The organism is Pseudorhodobacter sp., assembly GCF_030452865.1.
In the GTDB taxonomy this organism is placed as follows: Bacteria; Pseudomonadota; Alphaproteobacteria; order Rhodobacterales; family Rhodobacteraceae; genus Pseudorhodobacter.
Genome location: NZ_JAKDLJ010000369.1, coordinates 1 through 3,535, shown reverse-complemented (window position 1 = coordinate 3,535; position 3,535 = coordinate 1). Strand labels below are relative to the sequence as shown.

General features: G+C 58.5%; 4 protein-coding genes. All 4 read right to left on the bottom strand.

The genetic code is table 11. The annotated features are described in order from the left end of the window. A partial coding sequence (locus tag L0H65_RS16475; protein WP_301460277.1) for a branched-chain amino acid ABC transporter permease occupies positions 1-743 on the bottom strand: 743 nt, incomplete at its 3' end. 4 nt (positions 744-747) lie between these two features. Then, complete coding sequence (locus L0H65_RS16470; protein WP_301460276.1) at positions 748-1,662, bottom strand: branched-chain amino acid ABC transporter permease; 915 nt, start codon at positions 1,660-1,662, stop codon at positions 748-750. A 64-nt stretch (positions 1,663-1,726) separates the two neighbouring features. Further along, positions 1,727-2,884, bottom strand: coding sequence for an ABC transporter substrate-binding protein (locus L0H65_RS16465; RefSeq protein WP_367652008.1), 1,158 nt, complete (start codon positions 2,882-2,884; stop codon positions 1,727-1,729). Between the two features lie 88 nt (positions 2,885-2,972). Further along, positions 2,973-3,521, bottom strand: a complete 549-nt coding sequence (locus L0H65_RS16460; RefSeq protein WP_301460274.1) for a 3-hydroxyanthranilate 3,4-dioxygenase — start codon at positions 3,519-3,521, stop codon at positions 2,973-2,975. Positions 3,522-3,535 lie beyond the last annotated feature (14 nt).

Genomic DNA, 3,535 nt, shown 5'->3' with positions numbered 1-3,535 from the left:
CAATGCATCATGTCCGGGCTGGCAAAGCGCAGGTAATTCGCCATCAACGCCCCTGCCATCCCGGCCCCCATCCCGGCAAGGATGAATGCGTAAAGTTTGTAGCGAAACGGGTTGAAGCCAAGCGCCGCCATCCGGCGCTCATTCTGGCGGATGCCTTGTAGCACCGCGCCAAAAGACGAGTGGATCACCCGCCAGAGGCCAGCAAAGAACAGAACCGCGAAGCCGAGCACCACAAAGTAAAGCGTGGTCTTGTCGCGCATGTTCAGGCCGAAGAGGTCATTCGCACGGCGGATCATCAAGCCATCCTCGCCACCATAAGGTGTCAGCGAGACGAAGAAGAAAAACAGCATTTGTGCGAAGGCCAGTGTGATCATGATGAACTGCACGCCGCCTGTGCGCAGGCTCAGCGCGCCGATGATTGCTGCAACCGCGCCGGAAGCGAGAATCGCCACCGGAAGCGTGACGAGCATCTGTGTTGAACCGGGGATGAGGCCAAACATCGGCTCACCGCTGGAATGTGCGAACAGAATCCCGACGCTATAGGCCCCGATACCGAAAAACGCGGCATGACCAAAGCTGATCATCCCGCCATAGCCAAGGATGAAATTCAGGCTGGCTGCGGCGATTGAGTAGATGATGACGCGGGTGGCAAGTGACAGCATGGCGGGTTGGCCGAACATTTCCGTCGTAAAGGGCAGGGCCATCAGCAGCGCGGCAACAACGGCGGCAAGGACGAATTTCATATCGTCAATTCCCCGCCGCAAACAGGCCCTTGGGCCGCACCAACAGCACCAGGGCCATCAGCAGATAGATCCCCATCGAGGCGATCCCAAGCCCGATTGCATCCGCGTCCGACGGCTGCATGAAACTGCGCAGGATCGTCGGCAGAAACGCCCGCAGCATGGTGTCAACCACGCCCAGTATAATGCCCGACACGAAGGCACCCTTGATCGAACCGACACCACCAACCACCACGACCACGAAAGTTGCCAGCAATATCTGCTCCCCCATGCCGACCTGAACCGAGGAGATTGGGCCAGTCATGTACCCTGCCAGCCCCGCGAGCAGCGCGCCGAGGCCGAAAACCAGCGTGTAAAGCAGTTTGATGTCGACGCCCAAAGCGCGCACCATGTCACGGTTGCTGGCCCCGGCGCGCACCAGCATGCCGATCTTGGTGCGGTTGATCAGCAGATACAGCCCCAGCGCCACCAGAAGCCCGGTCGCGATGATCAGCAGGCGATAGGTGGGATACGGCAGACCCGGCATCAGAGTGACCGCGCCGGAAAACGCATCCGGCATATGGGCATAAACCGGCTGGCGGCCAAAAAGCATGGTGATCGACTGATTGAAGATCAGGATCAGCGCGAAGGTCGCCAAAACCTGATCCAAATGGTCGCGGGCGTACAGGCGGCGCACCACGACCGCCTCCACCACGAAACCGGTCAGTGCAGCGGCGATCAATGCCGCGGGCAAACCCGCCCAAAAGCTACCCGTAAGCCCCGCGACATAGGTGCCAGCATAGGCACCGACCATGAACAGCGAGCCGTGGGCAAGATTGATCACCCCCATGATGCCGAAAATCAGCGTCAGCCCGGCGGCAAGCAGGAACAGCGTGACCCCGTATTGCAACCCGTTCAGCAATTGCTCAATAATCAGGATCATGTTGAAATGGTTGCCCTATTTCGGATTGAAAAGGGGCCAACCCTTGATTGGCCCCTGTGCCTGATCACATCTTGCACTGATCGGAGTAGCTGTCGCCGTGATCTTTCAGGATCATGTGGTCGGTCACGGCTTTTGCGCCGCCCTTGCCATCATCCACGATGTTCAGAACGTACCAGTCCTGAATCGGGTGCTGGTTGTTGCCGAATTTGAAATCGCCACGAACGCTTTTGAAATCGGCGGCCTTCACCGCTTCGCGGAAGGCCTCCATGTCATCCAGCCCGCCGGTTTTGGCCAGCGCGCTGCTGATCAGACGCGCGGTGTCATAGCCTTGGCTGGCGTAATAGGTGATCGGGCGGTCGCCGTATTTCTTTTCCCAGGCCGCCACGAATTCCTTGGAGGCAGGATTGTCGAAGTCGCGGTTCCAATGCGCCGTGGCCGTGACGCCGACTGCCGCATCCTTGACGGCACCAAGCACGACGGCATCCGTTGACGGTTCCGACAGAACCATCGGGATCTTGCCCAGAAGACCGGCCTGCTGATACTGCTTCAGGAAGGCAATCCCAAGCCCGCCGGGATGGAACTGGAACACCACTTCGGGGTTGGCGTCGCGGATTTGCGCCATTTCACCGGCAAAATCGGTCTGGTCAAGCTGGGTGTAAATCTCGGTCACTTCGCCGCCGAACATCCGCTTGAAACCGGCGATGGCGTCTTTGCCCGCTTGGTAGTTCGGCGCAAGGGCCACGGCGGTCTTGTAGCCCTTTTCTTTGGCCGCAGCGCCTGCGGCTTCGTGCAACGCATCATTCTGCCAGCTTACGACGAAATAATTCTTGTCGCAGCCTGCGCCTGCAAAGGTCGAAGGGCCCGCGTTGGGGCTGATGTAGATGCCACCATTGTCCAGAATATCCGGCACGGTGGCACCCGCGACGTTGGAAAAGATGATGCCGGTCAGCAGCTTGATGCCATCGTTCTGCATGAACTTCTCGGCGATCTGGCGACCATTTGCGGGTTTCAACCCGTCGTCTTCCACCACAAACTCCACATCGACGCCACCGAGTTTGCCGCCTTCCATTTCCTGCGCCAAAAGCATCCCGTCACGCGCATCCGCACCCAGATAACCCGCAGGCCCGGAAAGCGTGGTAATCACCCCGATTTTCAGGGGGTCGGCAAATGCCGAGCCTGCCATGAACGCCATCAGACTGGCGGCTGTCAGTAGTTTCTTCATCATCTACTCCCTGTTGGAACTGGCCGTTCTGGCCTTTTTGTATAGGGCACAATGACCCGGATGTTGAATCGTTTCAAGTCTAAAGCAATCAGAGTTTGACCCAGCCTTCCGGCGGCTCCTTGCCCGGATGAATCGTGCCGCAGTTCGGGCAGGTGCGTGCTTTTTCATCGGCGTAAAACGCGGCATAGATCGGCGGAAGATCGTCGACGATGCTGGTCAGATCCACCTCGGCACGGTGAACGCGGTGTTGACAGTCAAAGCAATACCACTCAACCGCGTCCAGCGCACCTTCGGGGCGTTCCGGTTCGATCACCAACCCGATGGAGCCTTCCTGCGGGCGCTGTGGCGAATGGCGCATATGCGCGGGCAGCAGGAAAATATCGCCTTCGCGGATTGGTACGTCATAGAAATCGCCGGATTTGGTGTCATGCAGTTTCAGCAGCATATCGCCTTTGAGCTGATAAAAGAACTCCTCCACTGGGTCGTCGTGGTAATCGGTGCGCTTGTTCGGCCCACCGACGACGGTGACCATCAGGCCGGAATCCTCAAACACCATCTTGTTGCCAACCGGGGGCTTGAGGAGGTGCTGGTGATCCTCGATCCATTTCTGGAAGTTGAAGGCGCTTAGTCTGGACATTTTGGTTCCTCCAA